Here is a 15,549-nt window from a genome sequence, read left to right as displayed (position 1 = left end):
CCGCCCGCACCCGCGCGCGGGGCCTTTTTCTGCCCGATCCGACAGGCATAATGGAACGGTTTTCGACGGGGGGGCTTGGCATAGGGGTCGCAAAGGACCAGATTGATAGGGAAAGGATGCCGCCGATGATGCCGCTTACCCATTTCCTGCTGCTCGTCAGCTTCGTCCTGCTCGCCGCCGGTGCGACCATCGGGCTGGCCGTCTGGGCCGAACTCCCCCTCGCCGCCCTTGCCCTCGCCGCGCTGGCGGGCAGCCTGATCCTCGGCGCGCGCCAGTTGCGCTGATGGCCCTATCGGACGAGATCCTCACCGAACAGGGCCTTGCCCCCGCGGCGCAGGGCCGCGTCCTGCTGATCGCCTGCGGCGCGCTCGCGCATGAAATCCTCGCGCTCAAACGGATGAACGGCTGGGACCACCTCGACCTGCAATGCCTGCCCGCCAACCTGCACCTCTGGCCCGACCGGATTCCGGCCGCCGTGGAACAGGCCGTCACCGACCGCCGCGCGTCATACGAGCAGGTCTTCGTCGTCTATGCCGATTGCGGCACCGGCGGGCTCTTGCAGCAAAAGTGCAAGGAACTGGGCGTGGGCATGGTCGAAGGCCCACATTGCTATTCGTTCTTTGAAGGCAACACCGCCTTCGCCGCCAAGGCCGAAGAGGAATTCACCGCCTTCTACCTGACCGATTTCCTCGTCCGGCAATTCGATGCCTTCGTCTGGCGGCCCATGGGGCTGGACCGCCATCCCGAATTGCGGTCGATGTATTTCGGCAATTACACCAAGCTCGTCTATCAGGCCCAGACCGACGACCCCGCGCTCGATGCCAAGGCCCGCGACTGCGCCGCGCGTCTGGGGCTGGACTATGAGCGGAGATTGACCGGTTACGGCGACCTTGTGCCCGCCCTTGCCCGCGTCGCTGGCCCCTGACCGCGCGACCGCCTATCCTGCCCGCAAAGTAGGAACCGCCATGACCCCCGAAGACTTCCCCCGCGCCTTCGCCTCGGCCTTCTCGACGCAGGACGCCGCCGCCATCGCCGCCCTTCTGGACAGCGGGGCCGATCTCGTCACCCCCACCGGCCAGCACGCCGAAGGGCGCGAGGCGGTGACCGCCGCCCTCGCCGCCGAATTCGCGGGCGTCTTCCGTGCGGCGCGTCTGGTGAAGGGCAAGCTGAAGCTGCGCCCGCTCGGCGCGCAATCGGCGCTGCTGGCCCAGCGCTATGTGGTGACGGGGGCGCAGGATGCGGGCGGGGCGGAACTGCCGCGCTGCTCGCTCCTGCTGACCGCCACGCTCGCCGCCACGCCGCAGGGCTGGCAGGCGCTGTCGGCGCAATTGTCGATGCTTGCGGAGTAGTCGCAACGGTCAGGTCCGGCCCGTGCTACAGGCACGGGCCGCGCACGACCCGCCCCCTCGGGTCGTGCGCATGAAGCGCCCGCCCCGGCGTGTCGTCCGCGCCCCTACCGGCGGTCACGCGAAACGCGCCACTGGCGCCTTTCGCGCGCCCTTGCGCGCAAACAGGCAATCTCTGCGTAGGGCGGGGTTCACCCCGCCGCACCCCCGCAAGTCAGGTCTCCCTCACGCCCCGATATTGCGGAACATGCCGCGATCCACCTGCCGCTGGCGGAATTCAAGGTCCACGCGGTTCGCCGCGCCGTTCAGATATTCCCGCTCCAGCTCTGCCGCCGTCGGGATGTGGAAGGCCCGGAAGAAACTTCTGACGCTCTCGAACATGGCTTTATCCTTTCTGCCGATGCCCGGAAGATAGGATGCCGCAGCGCAGCATTGAACCGCCAACGCGCCAATCCCGCCATGCGCCCGCTGCAAGGCTCGTCCACCAACTGCATGGAAAACCGGCAATCAGGCCGACAGCAGCGCCCGCGCCGCCTGCCGCGCGGCCTCGGTGACGGTATCCCCCGCCAGCATCCGCGCCACCTCCTCCACCCGCTCGGCCTCGCCCAGCGGCGTGACGGTGGACAGCGTCACATCCCCCGCCACCCGCTTCTCCACCCGCCAATGCGACGCGCCCAGCGCCGCCACCTGCGGGCTATGCGTCACCACCAGCACCTGACAGCCCTCGGCCAGCGCCTTCAGCCGCCGCCCCACGGCATCCGCCGTCGCCCCGCCGACGCCACGGTCGATCTCGTCGAAGATCATCGTCAGCCCCGGCGCATCGCCCGTGAGACAAACCTTCAGCGCCAGCAGGAACCGGCTCAACTCCCCGCCCGACGCGATCCGGTTCAGCGGCCCCGACGGCGCGCCGGGATTGGTCGCCACGGTGAAGGTCACCGCATCCACCCCCTCCGGCCCCGCATCACCCGCCGCGACCTCGGTGGCGAACACCGCCCGCTCCATCTTCAACGGTGCCAGCTCCGCCGCCATCGCCGCATCCAGCCGCGCCGCCGCCGCCCGCCGCGCGGCGGTCAGCTTCGCCGCCTCGGCCGCATAGGCCGCCTCGGCCTGCACCGCCGCCTTGGCCAGCGCCGCGATCCCCGCAGCCCCCCCGTCCAGCGCTGCCAGCCGCGCCCGCAGGTCCGCCGCCAGCACGCCCAATTCATCCGCCAGCACCCCGTGCTTGCGCGCCAGCGCGCGGATGGCGAACAGCCGCTCTTCCAGCGCCTCCAACTCCCCGGGGTTGAAGTCCAGCGCCGCCAGCGTCTCCTCCACCCCCTGCTGCGCCTCGCCCAGCTCGATCAGCGCGCGGTCTAGCGCCGCCAGCGCCCCCTCCAGCCGCCCTTCGGCCCGCTCCGCCGCGCCGTCCAGCCAGCGCAGGGCATCGCGCATCATCCCCTCGGCCCCCTGATCCGACAGCGCCTGATGCGCCCGCGCGATATCGGCGCGGATCTTCTCTGCCCCCTGCATCATGCGCCGCCGCGCATCCAGCGCCGCCTCCTCGCCCGGCTCGGGGTTCAGCTTGTCCAGTTCCGCCACGGCATGGCGCAGGAAGTCCTCTTCCTTCCGCGCCGCCTCCAGCGCGGCCTCCGCCGCCGCCAGTTCGGCCCGCGCCGCCGCCTGCGCCCGCCACGCCGCGCGGCACCCCGCCACATCCACCCCCGCAAAGGCATCCAGCAGCGCCCGATGCCCGCGCGGGTTCAGAAGGCCGCGGTCGTCATGCTGCCCGTGCAACTCCACCAGCGTCTCGGACAGGTCACGCAACACCTCGCCCGACACGCGCCGGTCATTGACCCATGCCGTCTTGCGCCCGTCCACCGTGTTCACGCGCCGCAGGATGACCTCGTCCTCCTCGACCGCGATCCCCGCCTCTTCCAGCACGGCCCGCCCCGCATGGCCCGCCGGCAGATCGAAAACCGCCGTCACGGCCCCCTGCTCGGCCCCCTGCCGCACCAGTTCCGCCCGCCCGCGCCAGCCAAGGACAAAGCCCAGCGCATCCAGCAGGATCGACTTCCCCGCCCCCGTCTCGCCGGTCAACACATTCAGGCCCGGCCGGAACTCGAGGTCCAGCCGGTCGATGATCAGCACATCCCGGATTTCGAGCGTCCGCAGCACCGCAGGGCCCCCCGCTGTCTTACAGCCACTCGCCCTTGATCATCTGGCGATAGACCGCGCGCAGCCAGCTATCCCCCTTCGCCTCGGGGTTCAGACCGCGCCCCTTCAGCAGCCGGAAGCTGTCGTCATAGAAGGGTGAGGACTGGTAGTTATAGCCAAGGATCGCCGCCGCCGTCTGCGCCTCGTCGGTGAAGCCCAGCGCCAGATAGGATTCGACCAGCCGGTGCAGCGCCTCGGCCGTGTGGGTGGTGGTCTGGAAATCCTGCACCACGGTGCGGAAGCGGTTGATCGCCGCCGTGTAATTGCCGCGCTTCAGGTAATAGCGCCCGATCTCCATTTCCTTCGCCGCCAGGTGGTCGAAGGCCAGCTCGAATTTCAGCATGGCAGACCGCGCATAGTCGCTGTCGGGATACTGCTCGATCACGTCACGCATCCCCGTCAGCGCCTGGAAGGTCACGCCCTGGTCGCGGCCCACATCGTCGATCTGGTCGTAATAGCTCAGCGCCATGAGATACAGCGCATAGGGCGCATCCTCGTCGCCCGGATAGAAATCGAGATAGCGCTGCGACGCCGCCCGCGCCTCTTCGTATTTCTTGGCCTTGTGATAGCTGAAGGCCTGCATGATCAGCGCGCGCTTGGCGAATTCGCTATAGGGGTAAAGCCGCTCCACCTCCTGGAAATAGCGGATCGCCCCGTCGGGACGGCGCTCCGATGCCAGCGCCAGCTCGCCCTGCTTGTAGATTTCCTCGGCGGTATAACTGTCGAGTGGCCGCTCCTGCGGTCCGCATGCGACAAGGACTGAGGCAAGCACCGCCAGCCCCAGGATCCGCACGCCCGACTTCACGACTGCCATCTTCCGCCTACCCCACGCCATTCCTCGCACGGGGCCGGATGCAAAGCACCGCTCCCGTGTTCTTGCAGCCGTCCTAGCACAGAAAAATCCGGACCGCAAAACGGCTTTCACGCCGCAGGCACGGCCTCGGCGCGTTGGGGCAGATCGGCCTCGTGCACGCCGATGCCGGGCAACTTGCAGCCCGTCTGCTCGCCCACCTCGACCAGCATCCACGCCTCGGGACGCGCGAAGAGCGCCCGCAAAAGCCGGTTGGTCAGCGCATGGCCCGCACGGATACCCGTGTACCGCCCAAGGATCGGCGCCCCCGCCAGCGACAGGTCGCCCACCGCGTCCAGCATCTTGTGCCGCACGGGTTCGTCCCGATGGCGCAGCCCGCCGGGGCTCAGCACCTCGTCGCCGTCAAACACGACCGCATTCTCCAGCGTGCCGCCCAGCGCAAGGCCATTGGCCCGCATCGCATCCACATCCGCCTGACGGCAGAAGGTGCGGCTGTCCGACAACTCGCGCACAAAGGCGCCATTGGCCAGCGACATGCGCTTTTCCTGCCGCCCGATCGCGCCCTCGGCAAAATCGATGCGGAAATCGATCTCCAGATTTTCGGCTGGCTCCAGCCGCGCCACGGCCTCGCCCTCGCGCACCTCGACCGTCTGCAGCACGCGGATCGCCCGCACCACCGCATCCTGCCCCACCGTGCCCGCCGCAAGGAACCCTTCGACAAAGGGAACCGCCGACCCGTCAAGGATCGGCACTTCCGGCCCGTCGATCTCGATCAGCGCGTTGTGGATCGCACAGCCCGCCAGCGCCGCCATCACATGCTCGATGGTCGAGACCGACACGCCCTCGCCATTGGCGACCAGCGTGCACAGCTTGGACGGCACCACCGCATCCCAGCGCGCCACGATCCGTGCATCACCCCGCGTCACATCCGTCCGCTGGAACACGATCCCGTGCCCCGCAGGCGCCGGACGGACCACCATGCGGACCGGTTGCCCCCCGTGCAGGCCAAGGCCCGTGAAGGTGACAGCGGATTTGAGGGTGCGTTGCAACTGGTTCGTCCGTGCTTCGTGACAGGGGCTTCGTGACATGGGCCTCGTGACAGCCGCCGCGCGGCCATGCCACCGGAAGGACACAGCTTTCCGGCGAGTTTGAGTTAAGTTGCCGCGCCTGCAAACTCAACTCACTCTTTATGACCGAGTGTGACAACAGCAGAACCACGCCAAGCCGTTGTTTTCAAACGAAAAGCCCGGACCTTTCGGTCCGGGCCCAAGCGCGCTGTAACAATCCGTCAGCGCGGGTTTCAGTTGGCCTGACGCCGCAGGAAGGCGGGAATCTCGATCTTTTCCTGATCCGCATTCATCTCCGGCTCGTCATCATAGCCCTGCACCTGCGGCTGCTGGCGCATCGCATTGCCCTGCGGTTCGGCACCGCCTCCGGCCATGCGGTTGATCAGCGACCCGATGCCGAACCGCGGGCGCGGGGCCTCGGCAGGCTTGGGCGCGGGGGCCTGGACGCGCGGCTGCGCGGCCATCGGGCGCTGCGCGGCAGGGGCGGCCGGTGCCTTGGTCACGGCTGCCTGCAAACGGGCCAGAGCTTCGGGCGACGGCGTCCCCGGTGCACGCGGACGCGGCGCCATGAAGGCTGCGGCATCCTGATCCATCGCTGCCGTCGGGCGCTGCTGCGGCGCAGGCTGCGGGCGATAGGCGGGCGGCGGCAGATCGTCCATCGCGTCCATCTCCGGCTCGACCTCATAGCCGGGCTGCGCGTCAAAGAGCGACGGCGCCTGCTGCTGCGGCACGGGCTGCTGCATCACCAGCGGCTCGGGCTGCGGGGCGGCGTGCTGCGCGGCGGGGGCCATCTGCTGCACGGTCAGCGGCACCTCGCGGCGCGGCTCCGGCGCGGGGGTCGGCTGCGGCAGCGGCGCCGCCATGCTGCGACGCGCCACCGGCGCCTCCTGCTTGGCGGCCTTGCTCACATCGATGCCGGTCGCCACGACCGACACGCGGATCGCGCCGCCCATATTCTCGTCCAGCGTGGACCCCACGATGATATTGGCATCCGGATCGACCTTCTCGCGGATGATGTTCGCCGCCTCGTCCAGCTCGAACAGCGTCAGGTCGTAACCACCGGTGATGTTGATCAGAACACCGCGCGCGCCGTTCAGGGAAATCTCGTCCAACAGCGGGTTGGCAATCGCCTTCTCAGCCGCCTGCACCGCGCGATCCTCGCCCGTCGCCTCGCCCGTGCCCATCATGGCCTTGCCCATCTCGTCCATCACCGCCCGCACGTCGGCGAAGTCGAGGTTGATGAGGCCCGGCCGCACCATCAGGTCCGTCACACCCTTCACGCCCTGATAGAGCACATCGTCGGCCATCGCGAAGGCTTCGGTAAAGGTCGTGCGCTCGTTCGCCAGACGGAACAGGTTCTGGTTCGGGATGATGATCAGCGTATCGACGACCTTCTGCAGGGCTTCGATGCCCTCCTCGGCCTGCTTCATCCGCTTGGCGCCTTCGAACTGGAAGGGCTTGGTCACCACACCCACCGTCAGCACACCCAGCTCGCGCGCCGCCTGCGCGATGATCGGCGCGGCCCCCGTGCCGGTGCCACCACCCATGCCGGCGGTGATAAAGCACATATGCGCGCCCGCCAGATGGTCCACGATCTCCTCGATCGTCTCCTCGGCCGCCGCCGCCCCGACCTGCGGCCGCGCACCCGCGCCCAGCCCCTCGGTCACCTTCAGACCCATCTGGATGCGCGCATGGGCCTTGGAATGTTTCAGCGCCTGCGCGTCGGTGTTCGCCACCACGAACTCCACGCCCTCCAGATGCTTGTCGATCATGTTGTTGACGGCATTCCCGCCCGCACCGCCGACACCAAAGACGGTGATGCGCGGCTTCAGCTCTTCCTGCTGCGAGGTCATCATCAGATTAAGGGTCATTGCCACTCCGCCTGCTGTTCGTTGAGCCGCCGTTTTTTGGTGTCCGGCTGTAAGTCGCGCCTGTCCCGGGCGCAGGAATCCGAATTTATCCACGATTCTATCCACAAGGGTCGATCAGGTCACGCAAAAAACGCGAAACGCCCACAAAATATGGGATGTCCACGCCCGCAATCAGCGGGATTTCGCCGCAAGCACCGTATCTTGCCCTTACCAGTTGTCCTTGAACCATTTGAAGGCCCGTTTCAGGGAACGCGCGGGGTACCGCTCACTCGGAATTTCAAAGTCCCACCATTCGTCCTGCGGATGCGCCGCAAACAGGCACAGGCCCACGGCGCTGGCAAAAGCCGCCCCCGTCGCCGCCTGCGGCAGTCCCTGCACGCGCAGCGGACGGCCCAGCCGCACCTGCTGGCCCAGAATGCGCGCGGCCAGCCCGTCCAGTCCGGGGATCTGGCTTGCGCCCCCCGTCAGCACGATCTGCTGGCTCGGCAGATGGTCAAAGCCCGCCGCATCCAGCCGCGACCGCGCCTCTTCCAGAATTTCCTCGACCCGCGGACGCATGATCCCGATCAGCTCGGTCCGGCTGATCTGGCGGCGGTCCTTCTCCCAGTCGCCGCTCTCGCCGCCCATCTCGATCATCTCGCGGTCATCCATGCTGGTGGCATAGACCCCGCCATGCTTGGTCTTGATCTTCTCGGCCACCGCCGTCGGGATATGCAGCCCCTTCGAGATGTCAGAGGTCACATGATCCCCGCCCATCCGCACGGAATCCGCATAGATCATGTGCTTCTTCATGAAGATGGAAATGCCCGTGGACCCGCCGCCCATGTCGATGCAGGCCGCGCCCAGCTCCTGCTCGTCCTCCACCAGCGACGATATCCCCGACACATAGGCCGAAGACGCGATCCCCGCCAATTCCAGATCACAGCGCTTGATGCAGTAAAGCAGGTTCTGCACCACCGACCCCTCGACCGACAGCAGATGCATGTCGCAGGCCAGCCGGTTGCCGATCTGCCCGCGCGGATCGCCCAGGCCCGTGCGGTGGTCCAGCGCGAAATTCACCGGCTGGGCATGCAGCACCTCGCGCCCCGGCCCAAGGTCCGGCACGTCACAGGCCGACAGCACCCGCGCCACGTCCTGTTCCGTCACGACCGAATCCTGCAAATCCCACTCGCCCGCAAGGCCATAGCTGCGCGGCTCTGCCCCGCTGAAACAGGCGATCACGTGATCGACCCGCACATTGGCCATCTTCTGCGCCGCCTGCACCGCCGTGCGGATCGCGCGCTCCGTCTCGTTCATCACGGCGATCTCGCCGAACTTCACGCCGCGCGACCGCGTCGTCGCCGCGCCGATCACGCGGAAGGACGACTGCCCCGCCATCGGCCCCACGCCATCCACCTCGCGCAGCCGCTCCGGCCCGTCGAACCGCAGGATCAGACAGGCGATCTTCGATGTCCCCACATCCAGAACCGCGACCACACCGCGCTGCATCGCCGCGCGCCGCATGTGCCGCATCGCCCGCTGGGATTGGTAAAGCCCGGTCATAGTTCACTCCCGCTCGTATCAATGCCCTGTGCCTTGCGGTGTTCGTTCAGCGCATAGGGCGCCAGCCGCAGCACGGGTCGCTTTTCGTTTCTCAAATCCACACTCAATACATCACGCGCCAAAAGGTCTTCGGCCTTGTCCAGCGCCATCAGCCGCTCCAGCGCCGCCACCGCATTCTCTGCCGGAAGCAGGATCTTCTGGTTGCGGTCCAGCACCAGATCCCACCGCCGCTCGCCCACGCGCACCAGCCCCCGCACGCGCGGCAGGATGGGCTGGGCCGCCGCGAAAATCTCCAGCGCCTCGCCCGTGGCGACATCCGCGCCCGCGCCCGCCACCAGCGGCAGGTCCGGCCGGTCTGTCCGCGCGGCCAGCCCCGCCACGCGATGCCCCGTCTCGTCCAGCATCTCCAGACGCTCGTCCTCCAGCCGCCACAGCAGCACGGGCATCCGCTCGGTGATCAGCACCTGCAACACCCCGCCCGACCGCACGCGCAGTTCGGCATTGGCGACCGCGTCCAGCTCCTCCACCCGCGCCTTGACCGCATCCAGATCGATGTCAAAGGACGACAGCGGCAGCTTCAACCCCACCCGCGCGCGGATCGCCTCGGCCAGTTCGGGCGAGGCGCCTTCCACGGACACCAGCCCCACCATGAATTCGGGCCGGTTCTGGAATTTCTCCTTCAGCTCGGTAAAGGTGCCGGTCAGCGCCGCGCGCCGCCCCTCGTCGCTGGCATAGATGCCCACCACCATCGCGATCACAAAGCAGGGCAGCCCCACGCGGAACAGCACGCGGAACAAGGGCGTCAGCCACAGCCGCTGCATCCGGTATTGCCAGCGCGACGGCGCAGGGTCGCGCCGCGGCTGTCGGGTATAGACGCGCGGACCGCCTAGCGATTGCATGACGCATCCTCCACGATCCAGCGGCAGAGTTCGGGGAAGGAAATCCCCACATGCGCCGCCTGTTCGGGCGACAGCGAGGTCGGCGTCATCCCCGGCTGGGTATTCGTCTCCAACAGGATCAGCCCCGCCAGACCGCGCCCCTCGTCCCAGCGGAAATCGGTCCGGCTCAGGCCACGGCAGCCCAGCGCCTTATGCGCCCGCAGCGCATAGTCCAGACAGGCCGCCTCGATCTCGGCAGGGATATTCGCGGGCAGTTCATGCCGGCTGCCCCCCGGCTTGTATTTCGCGTCATAGTCGTACCAGCCATCGGTGATGATGTCGGTCACGCACAGCGCGCGGTCCCCCAGCACGGACACCGTCATCTCCCGCCCCGGCGCATAGGTCTCCACCATCACCCGCGCGGGCATCTCCGCCGACAGGCGCGGCGCGTTCGACCCTTCGCGGACGATATAGACCCCGACCGACGATCCCTCGTTCACCGGCTTCACGACGTAAGGCGCGGCCATCACATGCCCCGCCTCCACCGCCTCGCGCGCCACGACGACGCTTTCCACGCAAGGCAGCCCCGCCGCGCGATAGGCTTCCTTGGCCCGCTGCTTGTCCATCGCAAGGGACGACGCCAACACGCCCGAATGGGTATAGGGGATGCGCAGCCATTCCAGCATCCCCTGCACGCAGCCATCCTCGCCCCAGCGGCCATGCAGGGCGTTGAAGCAGACATCGGGGGAAATCTCGACCAGCCGCGCAGCCAGATCGAGGCCGCAATCGACCTCGACAACCTCGTATCCCGCCTCGCGCAGTGCCTTGGCGCATTCACGCCCTGTCGAAAGAGAGACCTCCCGCTCTGCGGAAAGCCCACCTTTCAAGACCGCCACAAGGGGGACGTTTCTGCCCGAACCGCCCGCCATCTTCGCCTCAACCGGGTCTACGCCCGTTTTTGTCGTTATTTTGCCGCCGGTTCACCGACGCGCATGATTTCCCACTCTAGCGTGATCCCGCTGTGTTGGAAAACCCTTTTTCGCACGTCCTCGCCCAAACCTTCCAGATCCTCGGCCGTCGCCCCGCCCGCATTGATCAGGAAATTGGAATGCATCTCGCTCATCTGCGCCCCGCCGCGCCGCGCGCCGCGCATTCCGGCCTCGTCGATCACCTTCCACGCCTTCAACTCATGCGTATCGTCGGCGCGGCCGGTGGACGACCGCCCCAGCGGATTGCGGAAGGTCGACCCCGCCGACCGCTCCTTCGTCGGCTGGCTCGCATCGCGCTTGGCGATCTGCTCGGCCATCCGCGCCTCCAGCGCCGCAGGCTCCCCGCGACCGGCGCGGAACGTCGCCTCCACGATCACCCACCCCTCGGGCAGGGTGGATTGGCGATAGCGCAGCTCCAGCTCCGCCGCAGGGATCACCACCACATCCCCCGCCCGCGTCACCGCGCGCACCGACACCAGATGATCCGCCACATAAGACCCGTAGCAGCCCGCATTCATCCGCACCGCGCCGCCGATGCTGCCGGGGATCGTCCGCAGGAAGGTCAGGTCCAGCCCCGCCTCCGCCGCCCGCCGCGCCACATGCGCGTCCAGCGCCGCCGCGCCCGCCGTGACCCTGTCGCCCTGGACCGAAATCGCGTTGAACCCCCGCCCCAGCCGGACCACCACCGCACGGATGCCGCCATCCCGCACGATCAGGTTCGACCCGACCCCCATGGGAAACACCGTCACCGCAGGGTCCAGATCGCGCAGGAACCCCGCCAGATCGGCCTCGTCCGCAGGCTGGAACAGCGCGTCCGCCGGCCCGCCCACGCGCAGCCATGTCAGATCGGCCAGCGCCCGCTGCTCGGTCAGCACGCCCCGCACCGCAGGCCACATCATTCCGCAGGCTCCGCGCCCTTCCGGCGCATCCAGCGCCACGCGAACACCACCGGCCAGCGCAGCACGCTCGCCCCCGCCGCCAGCAGCACCATCCCCCAGATCGGCCCGCTGTCCCACGTCACCCAGCCAAGGATCGGAATCCCGCAGGCGATCAGGACATAGGCCCATGTCCAGTGCTGGTCGCGGCTGGGAAACATCGCCACGACATTGGCCACGATCAGCCAGAGAAAGGCCGCCGCCAGCCCCCAGCTCATGCCGCAGCCCCCATCAGCCGCGCAGGCAGCGCGTTCGCCCATGCGCTGATCGTGCCCGCGCCCAGACAGACCACCATATCCCCGGGCCGCGCCTGTTCCTTGACCAGCCGCGCCAGATCGGCCTCGTCGCTGATGCCCCGCGCGTGGCGGTGGCCATGCGCGATCAGACCGGAAATCAGGTCATCGCGGCTTGCCCCCGGAATGGGCTCCTCGCCCGCGGCATAGACATCGGCAATCGCCACCACATCCGCCTCGTTGAAGCAGGTGCAGAATTCCTCGAACAGATGCGACAGCCGCGTATAGCGGTGGGGTTGATGCACCGCGATGATCCGCGCGCCCGGCACGCCCTGCACCGCCTGCCGCGCCGCCTTCAGCACGGCCGCGATCTCCACAGGATGATGCCCGTAATCGTCGATGATGGTGACGCCCCCCACCTCGCCCACACGGGTAAAGCGGCGGTTCACGCCCCCGAACCCCGCCAGCGCCTCGCGGATCTCGTCCTTCTTCATCCCCAGATGCCGCGCCACGGCGATGGCGGACAGGGCGTTGGACACGTTGTGGTCCCCCGGCATGGGCAGCGTGCAATCCTCGATCACCGCGCCCTCCTCGTTCTGCAACAGCACGTCGAACCGCGCCTTGCCGCCCTCGTAGCGCAGGTTCACCGCCCGCACATCCGCCTGAGCATTGAACCCGAATGTCACGATCCGCCGGTCCGTCACACGGCCCACCAGCGCCTGCACCTCGGGATGATCCGTGCAGCAGACCGCCAGCCCGTAGAACGGGATGTTCGACACGAAATCCAGAAACCCCTTCCGCAGCGCGTCAAAGGATCCCCAATGCTCCATATGCTCGGGGTCGATGTTGGTCACGATGGCAATCGTCGCGGGCAGCTTGTTGAACGACCCGTCGCTCTCGTCCGCCTCTACCACCATCCACTCGCCCGCGCCCGCCCGCGCGTTCGACCCATAGGCATGGATCACGCCGCCATTGATCACCGTGGGGTCAAATCCCCCCTTGTCCAGCAGCGTCGCCACCATCGTCGTGGTGGTCGTCTTGCCATGCGTTCCCGCAATCGCGATGTTCGACTTCAACCGCATCAGCTCGGCCAGCATCTCGGCCCGCCGCACGACGGGCAGCTTCCTGCGCCGCGCCTCTTCCAGCTCGGGATTGCCCTTCTTGATGGCGGAGGAAATCACCACCACCGCCGCCTCTCCGATATTCTCGGCCCGCTGCCCCTCGAAGAACCGCGCGCCAAGGCTCACAAGCCGGTCGGTGATCTTGGACGCCTTCGAATCCGACCCCTGCACCGGATAGCCCAGCGTCATCAGCACCTCGGCGATCCCCGACATGCCGATCCCGCCGATCCCCACGAAATGGATGGGACCCAACTCCCCCGGAAGCTTGGTGGCCGCGTTCATCGCTGTGTTCCCTTCGCCAATTCCTCGACCAGCGCCTGAAGCCGCTCGGTCGCATCGGGGCGTCCCTGCCCCAGCGCATGTTGCGCCATCGCCACCGCCGCATCGGGCTGGCCCAGCACAGCCTCCAATTGCAAGGCCAGCGCGGCAGGGTCAAGCAGCTTTTCCGGGATCAGCACCGCCGCCCCCGCATCGACCAGCCCCCGCGCATTGGCCGTCTGGTGATCCCCCGTCGCCGCCGCAAAGGGGATCAGGACCGACGGCCGCCCGATCACGGAAATATCCGCAACCGACGACGCACCCGACCGCGACACCACCAACTGGCATTCCGACAGCCGACGCGGGATGTCGCGGAAGAACGGCTCCACCTCCGCCAAGATCCCCGCCGCCTCATAGGCCGCGACGACCCGCCCCATATCCTCCTCGCGCGCCTGATGGGCCACGCGCAGATGCCGCCGTATCCCCTCGGGCAGCGCCGCCACGGCGGCAGGCACCACATCCGACAGGATGCGCGCCCCCTGCGACCCGCCGATCACCAGCAGACTCATGGGATAATCGCCCGGCGGAATATAGCCCGCCCCCGCCCGCTCCAGCACCGCGCCGCGCACGGGGTTGCCGGTATGGATCCCCTCAACCCCCGCAGGCAGGGCCGTGGGCCATGTCCCGCAGGCGACCCGATCGACCCGACGCGCGAAAACCTGATTGACCCGCCCCAGAACCCCGTTCTGCTCGTGGATCATCCGTGGCCGCCGCAGCACCCATGCCGCCGCCAGCGCGGGGATCGTCGGGTATCCCCCGAACCCCACCACCACCGCGGGCCTGTCGCGCATCATGGCCCAGACCGCCGACACCACCCCGCCGACAATCCGGAACGGCACCGCCAGCTTGGCCAGCGCGCCCCCACGGGCAAAGGTGGCCGACGCCACCTCTTCCACCTGCACCACATGCGGGAACCCGCCCGCATAGCGCGCACCCCGCGCATCGGTGGACAGCTTCACCCGCCACCCCTTCCGCACCATCGCCTCGGCCAGCGCCTGCGCGGGGAACATGTGCCCCCCCGTGCCACCCGCCGCGATCAGCAGAAGCGGCCCCGCCATCAGCGCCCGCCCCGACCGAAGATGTCGCCCATCCGCCCCTGCGGCCGCGCCCGCGTCATCGCCAGAAGCGCGCCCACCGTAATCCCTGCCGCAATCACCGAAGACCCCCCGTAACTCACGAATGGCAGCGTCATGCCCTTGGCGGGCAGCAACCGCACCGCCACACCCATGTTGATCATCGCCTGCACGCCGAAGATGCAGGCCAGCCCCGTCCCCGTCAGACGGATGAACGGGTCGCGCTCCTTGGTCAGCCGCATCAGCGACCGCACCACCACCGTGGTGTAAAGCGCGATGATCACAAGGACGAGGATCAGCCCGTATTCCTCGGCCGCGACCGCGATGATGAAATCCGTATGCGCGTCGGGCAGCGACCACTTCACCTGCCCCGCGCCCACGCCGACCCCGAAGAAACCGCCCTCCTGGATCGCGTTCGTGGCATAGCCAAGCTGCGTGCGCGGGTCCACGTCGGGGGTCAGGAAGCCGTCGATCCGGCGCGCGAAATGCTCGCTGCTCTCATACGCGCCGAACCCGCCCACGACCACCAACCCCAACACGACACCGATCAGCGTGATCGGCGCACCCGCCACGAAATACACCACACCCCAGCCGAACAGGACCAGCGCCGCCTGTCCGAAATCGGGCTGCATGGCCAGCATCCCTACCACCGTCATCGCTAGAAGGAAACTCGCCGACTTGCCCGGCGGGCCGTTCAGGTCATAGCTCGCCGCCATCAGCCAGGCGACGACGATGATGAAGGCGGGTTTCAGGAACTCCGACGGCTGGACCGAGGCAAACCCGAACGAGAACCAGCGCACCGCGCCCTTGCCGAAATCCGTCCCGAAAACCGGCAGCAGGCACAGCGCCACGAAGGACAGCAGGAACCCCAGCACCCCGATCCGGCGCACCATGGCGGGCGACATCATCGACACCCCCACCATCGCCGCCAGCGCCAGCCCCCCGAAGAAGGCCTGCCGCTGCACATAATAGAACGGCTCCAGCCCATTACGGCTCGCCAGCGGCACGCTCGCGGCCAGCCCCAGCAGCAGCCCGATCCCGAACAGCAAAAGGATGCAGGTCATCGACCACTTGTCGATCGTCCGCCACCAACGGGGAAGCACCGGCTCCGTCACCCGTGAGGGCATGGAGCCATAGACCATCTCAGTCATGGATATACGCCTGTCGCTGCT

General features: G+C 67.9%; 16 protein-coding genes. 3 read left to right on the top strand and 13 right to left on the bottom strand.

What is annotated here, in order from left to right; translation table 11 throughout:
- Nucleotides 1-125: 125 nt before the first annotated feature.
- Genes GU927_RS03140 through GU927_RS03130 form a run of 3 tightly spaced genes read left to right on the top strand, consistent with a single transcriptional unit; the run spans nt 126 to nt 1,349 of the window.
- The gene (locus GU927_RS03140) at nt 126-284 is read left to right on the top strand and encodes a hypothetical protein (RefSeq protein ID WP_161760901.1); all 159 of its coding nucleotides are present in this window, start codon (nt 126-128) and stop codon (nt 282-284) included.
- Nucleotides 284-925: a DUF1638 domain-containing protein gene (locus GU927_RS03135; protein ID WP_161760900.1), complete on the top strand. Its 642-nt coding sequence runs from the start codon at nt 284-286 to the stop codon at nt 923-925. Before GU927_RS03140 ends, GU927_RS03135 begins: the two co-directional genes overlap by 1 nt.
- A 40-nt stretch (nt 926-965) precedes the next feature.
- Nucleotides 966-1,349, top strand: a complete 384-nt coding sequence (locus tag GU927_RS03130; protein WP_161760899.1) for a DUF4440 domain-containing protein — start codon at nt 966-968, stop codon at nt 1,347-1,349.
- 222 nt (nt 1,350-1,571) lie between these two features.
- On the opposite strand, the gene GU927_RS03125 is transcribed toward GU927_RS03130, so the two are convergent.
- The 13 genes from GU927_RS03125 to ftsW all read right to left on the bottom strand — a co-directional run bounded on the left by GU927_RS03125 (nt 1,572) and on the right by ftsW (nt 15,528).
- Entirely contained in the window at nt 1,572-1,727 is a 156-nt protein-coding gene (locus GU927_RS03125) for a DUF3563 domain-containing protein (protein ID WP_161760898.1), read from the bottom strand.
- A gap of 126 nt (nt 1,728-1,853) precedes the next feature.
- Nucleotides 1,854-3,500, bottom strand: a complete 1,647-nt coding sequence (gene recN / locus GU927_RS03120; protein WP_161760897.1) for a DNA repair protein RecN — start codon at nt 3,498-3,500, stop codon at nt 1,854-1,856.
- Nucleotides 3,501-3,519: 19 nt separating this feature from the next.
- Nucleotides 3,520-4,353: an outer membrane protein assembly factor BamD gene (locus tag GU927_RS03115; protein WP_161760896.1), complete on the bottom strand. Its 834-nt coding sequence runs from the start codon at nt 4,351-4,353 to the stop codon at nt 3,520-3,522.
- A 107-nt stretch (nt 4,354-4,460) separates the two neighbouring features.
- Entirely contained in the window at nt 4,461-5,399 is a 939-nt protein-coding gene (gene lpxC / locus GU927_RS03110; RefSeq protein WP_161760895.1) for a UDP-3-O-acyl-N-acetylglucosamine deacetylase, read from the bottom strand.
- 251 nt (nt 5,400-5,650) lie between these two features.
- Nucleotides 5,651-7,288: a cell division protein FtsZ gene (ftsZ, locus tag GU927_RS03105; RefSeq protein ID WP_161760894.1), complete on the bottom strand. Its 1,638-nt coding sequence runs from the start codon at nt 7,286-7,288 to the stop codon at nt 5,651-5,653.
- 207 nt (nt 7,289-7,495) lie between these two features.
- Nucleotides 7,496-8,830 carry a cell division protein FtsA gene (gene ftsA, locus GU927_RS03100; protein ID WP_161760893.1) on the bottom strand — a complete coding sequence of 445 codons (1,335 nt, stop codon included), beginning with the start codon at nt 8,828-8,830 and terminating at the stop codon, nt 7,496-7,498.
- Nucleotides 8,827-9,729 carry a cell division protein FtsQ/DivIB gene (locus GU927_RS03095; RefSeq protein WP_161760892.1) on the bottom strand — a complete coding sequence of 301 codons (903 nt, stop codon included), beginning with the start codon at nt 9,727-9,729 and terminating at the stop codon, nt 8,827-8,829. Before GU927_RS03095 ends, ftsA begins: the two co-directional genes overlap by 4 nt.
- The gene (locus tag GU927_RS03090) at nt 9,717-10,637 is read right to left on the bottom strand and encodes a D-alanine--D-alanine ligase (protein ID WP_217765516.1); all 921 of its coding nucleotides are present in this window, start codon (nt 10,635-10,637) and stop codon (nt 9,717-9,719) included. Before GU927_RS03090 ends, GU927_RS03095 begins: the two co-directional genes overlap by 13 nt.
- Before the next feature lie 35 nt (nt 10,638-10,672).
- Entirely contained in the window at nt 10,673-11,593 is a 921-nt protein-coding gene (gene murB, locus GU927_RS03085) for a UDP-N-acetylmuramate dehydrogenase (RefSeq protein WP_161761116.1), read from the bottom strand.
- Nucleotides 11,593-11,850, bottom strand: coding sequence for a DUF2484 family protein (locus GU927_RS03080; protein ID WP_161760891.1), 258 nt, complete (start codon nt 11,848-11,850; stop codon nt 11,593-11,595). Before GU927_RS03080 ends, murB begins: the two co-directional genes overlap by 1 nt.
- On the bottom strand, nt 11,847-13,268 hold the full coding sequence (gene murC / locus GU927_RS03075; RefSeq protein WP_161760890.1) for a UDP-N-acetylmuramate--L-alanine ligase: 1,422 nt from the start codon (nt 13,266-13,268) through the stop codon (nt 11,847-11,849). Before murC ends, GU927_RS03080 begins: the two co-directional genes overlap by 4 nt.
- The gene (locus GU927_RS03070; protein WP_161760889.1) at nt 13,265-14,362 is read right to left on the bottom strand and encodes a UDP-N-acetylglucosamine--N-acetylmuramyl-(pentapeptide) pyrophosphoryl-undecaprenol N-acetylglucosamine transferase; all 1,098 of its coding nucleotides are present in this window, start codon (nt 14,360-14,362) and stop codon (nt 13,265-13,267) included. Before GU927_RS03070 ends, murC begins: the two co-directional genes overlap by 4 nt.
- The gene (gene ftsW / locus GU927_RS03065) at nt 14,362-15,528 is read right to left on the bottom strand and encodes a putative lipid II flippase FtsW (protein WP_161760888.1); all 1,167 of its coding nucleotides are present in this window, start codon (nt 15,526-15,528) and stop codon (nt 14,362-14,364) included. Before ftsW ends, GU927_RS03070 begins: the two co-directional genes overlap by 1 nt.
- Nucleotides 15,529-15,549: the final 21 nt, after the last annotated feature.

This window comes from Paragemmobacter amnigenus (assembly GCF_009908265.2).
In the GTDB taxonomy this organism is placed as follows: Bacteria; Pseudomonadota; Alphaproteobacteria; order Rhodobacterales; family Rhodobacteraceae; genus Paragemmobacter; species Paragemmobacter amnigenus.
The sequence above is the reverse complement of the archived record's forward strand: the minus strand, read 5'-3'. Positions and strand labels throughout refer to the sequence as shown.